Origin of the sequence: Vibrio ouci, from assembly GCF_004551525.1 — a bacterium.
GTDB lineage: Bacteria > Pseudomonadota > Gammaproteobacteria > Enterobacterales > Vibrionaceae > Vibrio > Vibrio ouci.
Genome location: NZ_SATR01000083.1, coordinates 1 through 6,781 on the forward strand (window position 1 = coordinate 1; position 6,781 = coordinate 6,781).

General features: G+C 45.3%; 4 protein-coding genes. 2 read left to right on the top strand and 2 right to left on the bottom strand.

Going from position 1 to position 6,781, the window contains the following annotated elements; genetic code table 11:
- On the bottom strand, nucleotides 1-2,302 hold a 2,302-nt coding region (locus tag ELS82_RS22970; protein ID WP_208733262.1), incomplete at its 3' end, for a cadherin domain-containing protein.
- A gap of 271 nt (nucleotides 2,303-2,573) precedes the next feature.
- Here ELS82_RS22970 and ELS82_RS22975 point away from each other — a divergent pair.
- Both ELS82_RS22975 and ELS82_RS22980 read left to right on the top strand, forming a co-directional pair.
- A complete protein-coding gene (locus ELS82_RS22975) occupies nucleotides 2,574-3,887 on the top strand; it encodes a TolC family outer membrane protein (RefSeq protein ID WP_134837518.1) in 1,314 nt (437 codons plus the stop codon).
- A 1-nt stretch (nucleotide 3,888) separates the two neighbouring features.
- On the top strand, nucleotides 3,889-4,500 hold the full coding sequence (locus ELS82_RS22980) for an OmpA family protein (RefSeq protein ID WP_134837519.1): 612 nt from the start codon (nucleotides 3,889-3,891) through the stop codon (nucleotides 4,498-4,500).
- A gap of 89 nt (nucleotides 4,501-4,589) precedes the next feature.
- On the opposite strand, the gene ELS82_RS22985 is transcribed toward ELS82_RS22980, so the two are convergent.
- A partial coding sequence (locus tag ELS82_RS22985; protein ID WP_134837520.1) for a type I secretion C-terminal target domain-containing protein occupies nucleotides 4,590-6,781 on the bottom strand: 2,192 nt, incomplete at its 5' end.

The following is a 6,781-nucleotide window of genomic DNA, read 5'->3' on the forward strand; positions in this document are numbered from 1 at the left end:
CATTGGTCGTAATGCTGTAAGTGAGCGTATCTCCATCATCCACATCGGATGCTGACACGGTTCCGAGTAAGGTTTCAGTATCGCTGTTCTCCTGATACTCAAAGACGTAGCCGCCGTCTGGCTCATTTGAGGTTGGCGCTTCATTGACGTCGGTTTCTTGTAAATTCACATTGATGGGTGTGGTTAAGCCACCACTATCCGTCGCGGTCACCACTATATTGTGCAAGTTCGGATCGGTTTCGAAGTCGTTAGTGAAGACTTCGACGCCTTTGTCTGTCAGGTAAATTTCACCAGAGGTGTCATCAATCCGGTAGAGAGGTAAACCGTCCACTTCCACATTGGTCGTGATGCTGTAAGTGAGCGTATCTCCATCATCCACATCGGATGCTGACACGGTACCGAGCAAAGTTTCAGTATCGCTGTTCTCCTGATATTCGAAGACATAGCCGCCATCAGGCTCATTGGACGTTGGTGCTTCGTTGACGTCGGTTTCTTGTAGATTCACATTGATGGTTGCGGTTAAGCCACCGCTATCCGTCGCGGTCACCACGATATTGTGCAAGTTCGGGTCGGTTTCGAAGTCGTTAGTAAAGACTTCAACGCCTTTATCTGTAAGGTAAATTTCACCTGAGGTGTCATCTATCCGGTAGAGTGGCAAGCCATCCACTTCCACATTGGTCGTAATGCTGTAAGTGAGCGTATCTCCATCATCCACATCGGATGCTGACACGGTTCCGAGTAAGGTTTCAGTATCGCTGTTCTCCTGATACTCAAAGACGTAGCCGCCGTCTGGCTCATTTGAGGTTGGCGCTTCATTGACATCTTCATTGAGCACAACATCAATTTCAGTGCTCTGGCCAGTTTCATCTGTCGCTACTACCGTAATGCCATGAGTATTATCATCGCCCCACTCAAAGTCATTAGTGAAGGTCGCTGCTCCTGCTTCGGTCAAACGAATCGTTCCATCAGAGTCGATCGAGAACAATCCAGCTAATGTTGGATCATTGGTAAAATCTAAGCTGTAACTAACGATGGTATCTTCTGGGTCTGATGCACTAACGGATCCTACCACCGCTCCTGCTTCACTATTTTCTGGATAGGCAAAGACATAATCATCACCACCGCCTGCTGGTGGTTCAAAGACTGGCGGCTCATCGACATTGGTTTCAGTAAGAATAACGTCGACATCGACCGATTGCGGCTCACCGATACCATCATCTTCGGTGACGGTTACGACCAAATTATGAACGTTGGTTAACGCTTCGAAGTCATTGGCGAAAGACGCTGCTCCCGCGGCAGTCAAAGAGATCTCACCTGTTTCTGAATCAATTGCAAATAGAGCTTCCCCTCCCTCATTCTCGACATTCGTTGAGATTGAAAAAGAAAGCACTTGGTTATCAGGATCTGTTGCCGAAACCTGTCCGACTATCGTTCCTGGATCGCTATTCTCAGCAAACTCAAAACTGTACACGCCATCTTCAAAGGCAAAGTTTGATAACTCTCCTTCACCACCGCCCGGCACAAAGTCCTCTGTCGCGACAAATTGAGGTAAGTCATTGGTACCATTGATCGTTACCGTGACACTACCCACCGTTCCATCAACGGACTCAATAGGGAAAACATCCACTAGAGAATCACCAACATTTAACTCGTCATAGGCACTATCGGCTACATAAGTCCAGCTACCGTCAGAGTTGAGAAAGAAAGTACCATAGTCGCCAGCAACACTGTCTTGAACAATAAACGTTGGAGTATCAGTATCAATCGCTTCAACAGAGCCATTGAGGATGAGGGGGACGTCTGTTTCAAAAGCTTGGAGGTCGTCATCGCCAACAAAAACGGTCTGAGCAATCACCTCGAGTAAAGCTAGGCTTTGTGTTTCTGAGAGCCCCTGAGATTCCAGCCCTGATGTATCAAACTCTGTTTCAGCGAGAGTTTCAGCGCCAGTCCGTTCAATATCACCTGAACCGGTAAGACTTGAACCACTTTCTCCACCGGCGGCGGTCGCGAAATCTTCATTTTGAGTTGGGTCGACACCATCTTCAATTTGTTCAATGATCGAAGCAATTTCGTTATCTAAGTCGAGGGCGAAATTATCTCCGGACTCGCCTACCAACTGCGCCTCAAATCCAAAATCAGCAGGAGCCTCTTCTGTAGCAGCTGTCGCCCCTTGACCAACGACTACAATTACCTCTCCTGGCCCAGGAACTTCACCAGGAAGTAATTGGCGGACTTGTCCATTTACGTCGATGACTACTGTCGTGTTTGAAAGTAATAACGGCGCTAAGCTCTTAGCATTCATAAGCAGGTTCTCCCTTCCTTGAGCACCCCACTTTCTGACAAGCAAAGCTTGCTCTGGCGCACTCAGACCCAATACAACTTTAGCTCCCGCCTTATTGATACTCCAGTCAATAGCAAGAAAGTGCTAACGAAATTTTGAAAAACTCAGTACTTATTGCGTATGTTTTTGCTCTGCCTTTCTCACTTTCTCATTTTGTCAACTAAGCTTGGAATAACTTACGTGTTGATAGTTTTGTCTATGGCTCAAATTCACGCTAATTGAGGAGGTTACCTTGAATTGGAAAAAATCACTCTTAGCCAGTTGTATCACGGTTTTAAGCTTCTCCCTTCACTCTCAGACCTTGGAGCAAGCGGTAGCGATAACGCTGGCAACAAATCCGGAACTTAAAAGTACTTACAATGAATTACAGAGTGCGATTAAGCAAAGCGATGCTTCCGGAGGAGCTTACCTACCAAGCCTCGACCTAGACGCTGGTATTGGATATGAAGGTATCGACCCTGCCGAATCCACTGGACGACCTGATACAAACCTGACTCGTAAAGAAGCCACTATTAGCCTAACCCAACTTATATGGGACGGTAATGCGACATTAAACGATATGGATCGAACCTCAGCGGACGCTGAATCATTAAGATGGCAACTTCTCGCCAATGCTTCAGATCTCGCTCTACAGGTTACCGATATTTATTTAGAGGCAGTAAAAGCCACTGAGGTGCTCGCCCTTTCTGAAAGCAATCTCGCTGTTCACAAGAAAATTTATCGAGATATCCAAAGAAGAGCTTCATCAGGTATTGGTTCAACGGCTGACGTAACGCAAGTTGAAGCTCGCATAGCTAAAGCACATGGTAACCTACTAGCTGCACAGAACAACTTGGTCGATACTCATACTCAGTTTAGACGCTTAGTTGGACAAGACCCACTAGGTCTTATTTATCCAAGAGCCGACGAATCTAAGCTTCCACTTTCTCTATCTGATGCGCTCGTACAAGCATTCGATGAACACCCTGTAATCAAAGTCTCTAGAGTAGATGTCGATTCAGCCCGCTTCCAATACAAACAATCTAAAGGGAACTATTTCCCAACTTTCTCAATTGAAGCAAGCCAAACTTGGCGTGACGATGCAGGCGGTGATGAAGGCCAAAGTGAAGAAACCCTTGCAATGCTTCGAATGCGATACAACCTCTATAATGGCGGCTCAGACAGTGACTTGTCAGAAAGAGCTGCTTACCAGCTCAATAAAGCGAAAGATTTACGAGATAACGCCTACCGCCAAGTTGAAGAGAGCTTAAGGCTTTCTTGGAGTGCACTCGACTTAACCTTGCAACAAAAGAACTTTTTGGCTGACCACGTCGACTCTGCATCTGAAACTGTTATCGCCTACGAGAAACAATATCGTATTGGCCAACGAACGTTACTGGATCTTCTCAACACCGAAAATGAATTGTTCGAGGCTCGTAAAGACTACTTAGATGCCCATTATGCTGAGCAGTACGCTAAATATCGTGTTATGAACGCTACTGGTAATTTATTAGACGCACTACTCGTTGATACTCCGAAAGAGTGGTCAGAACCTGTGGAGTACTAATATGAAAACCAAATATTTAATCCCTTTATTAGGCCTTACTGTTGCAACTCACACTGTTGTAGCAGAAGACGAATACGACTATGTAGAAACGCCTATTGCTGATCAGGTATCGGATTTAACTGATGACGACAAAGATGGCGTGGTCAACGCTCGTGATATCTGCCCTGGCACACCATTAAGCGCTCAAGTAGACAACGATGGCTGTGGGGCAACGATATCTTCTGAAGAGCAATTACAATTGAGGATTTTGTTCGCTAATGACTCTTACGAAATTAACCCCATTTTTTCTGATCAAATTCGAAGCATGGCCGACTTTTTGGCGAAGTACAAAAGTGCTTCGATTCAAATCCAAGGTTATGCAAGTAAAGTTGGTGACCCAGAATACAACTTGGAATTATCGAAAAAACGCGCCAATGCCGTAGAGCAAGAGCTTCTTTCTTATGACGTAGACCCTAAACGCGTCACGATCGTAGGCTATGGTGAAACAAGACTAGAAGTCGATGGCGATGATGAAACCTCTCACGCACAAAACAGACGCGTTACAGCGACAGTCGTAGGACTTACTGAAACCGTTGTAGATGAGTGGACAATATTTACCATCATTGAAAAATAGTCACTCAACTGCCAATCAAACAAAAGCGCCTCAAGGGCGCTTTTTTAATTAGCTCAAATACTAGGTATTGCCCTAGCCTTTCAGCAATTTCAATCATCCTTCACAATGAAGATTTGTTGAAGGTCTTGGCTAAGATCAACCGCTGCTAACCCTTCAAACTCGATAACTAAAGTATTATTGTTACTGTCTTCAATCTCTACCGTTGCACCACTTTCATCTAGCTTATCAGCTACAGTAGCTGCAATATCCGCCATAATATCGGTCACATCCTGCTCCGTCAGATTGTCGAATAGATCTGAAATATCAACCTTGTCGCCTTCAGCAAGGTCAAAGTCTTTTATAACATCGGTTGAGCCATCAAGATAACCATCAAGTACCGTGAACAAGTCAGCGCCACCATTGCCGATAAAGGTATCGTCGCCTTCACTACCAATAAGTCGGCCGTCATTATCCGTTCCGGTAAGTGTCATCTCACTTGGCGCATTTAGGTCGATGGTAAAGTTACCGCTGGTGGAATCACCATCGCTATCGTTTACCGTGACATCGAATTGTAGCGAGACATCATTTGCAGCTGATTCGATCACGTCAGCGGAGGCACCTATAAACTGGAAGTTATCATCGCCATATGTTGAGCTAGTGGTAAGTTCAACATAACTCACGGCTTCATTAAACACGAGACTTTCTCCAGAAAAGAAGTCTCCACTATCAACGACGACGCCATCGGTGTCATAAGCAACGAAGTAAGCGAATATAGACCCCGTAAAGGAGAAACTTGCAGCAGCTACATCATCAACGAAATCGACAATCAATACTTCATCGACATCGACTGCAGGGTTATCAACCCCAAAGCCATTGTTAGATCCGTTAACATTACCTTCAGTACCGTCCGAGCTGATCGCCGTTAAGGTAAAGGCTAATTCATAATTAGGTTCTAGCTGACCAAAGTCATAATCGAGATCGAAATCAGGATCTAAATCCGGATTAAAGCCAACATAAACAATGTTATTGATACCACCTTCACCTTCGGTTAAGTCTGCGATAGCAACACTCGAAATTGAATCTATCGCTCTTTCCAACTCAATCTGATAACGATTGTTATTAGGATCAGCCGTGAGGGTAAATACAAGTTCTTGTGTACCAGGTGAAGCACCAAACTCAGAAGGGTCGTCTGCCGTGTCGGTATATGCGTAAAGCACATCCGGTTGATTTGGATCGACATAGTAATAAAGAGTTGTACCTGAAGAGCTTAGCCCTGAGTCAGAGAAAGTCACCCCATTATCTGGATCCCAACCTTGAATGTTTCCACTTAAATCCGCTGAGTACAAGGTATCTGCACCGGCAGTTTCTATAAGGTTGTTACCCACATAGGTACCTGGTTGATTGTATGTGGTTAGGTCTCCGGTACTGATAGAGACTAAGTCATCAGCTACATCGATATTGACAGTAGCCGCAATCGCGTCACTTTCAGAATCTACCGCATTAACAATAATTCCGTTGATAGAAAGATTATCGGTATCAATTTCATGCTGCATGTTATCGAGCAGTGTCGCCTCAACCGTAACTGAGCCCATTGTACCCGCCGATATCGTACCTCCAATCAGAGCGATAGATAGCAGCGCAACATTGTTCACACTACCAATAAGCTTACCGTTATTGTCTACACTCCATGAGATACTGCCATCTAGGCCAGATACTGATATACCTACAGTCGAACCAAACTCATAGCTAACAATATCGTTTTCACCTGCACTGAAGGTTAAGTCACTAGAATTAACGTCTGTACTGTCGCCAACTGTATTTGCATCTTGGAGCTCAATATCGACAGGGCCTTCGACTGTAAACTCGACAATGTTGGCACTACCGCTATCACTAAGGTTCAGAGCTTCATTTTCATTTCCGATGCTTCCCGTTACAGTCACGTCCAGATTAAAGCTTTCTGCCCCTTCAAAAGTATCGTCTTCCAAAGTACCGACTGTCACCGTCATATTGGTCGCATCACCAGGAATGTTTAGGTTACCGCCATTACTGATTACGAACGTTTGAGGGCCATTACTGTCGGTGTAACTCACGGTTAACTCGCCGTTATCAAGGAAGTCGGCCATTTCTGCAGTCAACGGGTCGTCGACATCTAGGGTAAAGACGTAGTTCAAGGTGCCATCGACTTCTTTATCGAGGGACACATCAAACTGAGCGTCATTACCTTCGACCACTTGGCCGGCATCGCTCACGGTGAGCACTGGTGTGTCGTTATTGACCTCACCACCATCGTCTATGATGGTTG

Coding starts and splice junctions, on each gene's coding strand:
- ELS82_RS22980 (WP_134837519.1), top strand. CDS start 3,889: ATGAAAACCAAATATTTAATCCCTTTATTAGGCCTTACTGTTGCAACT.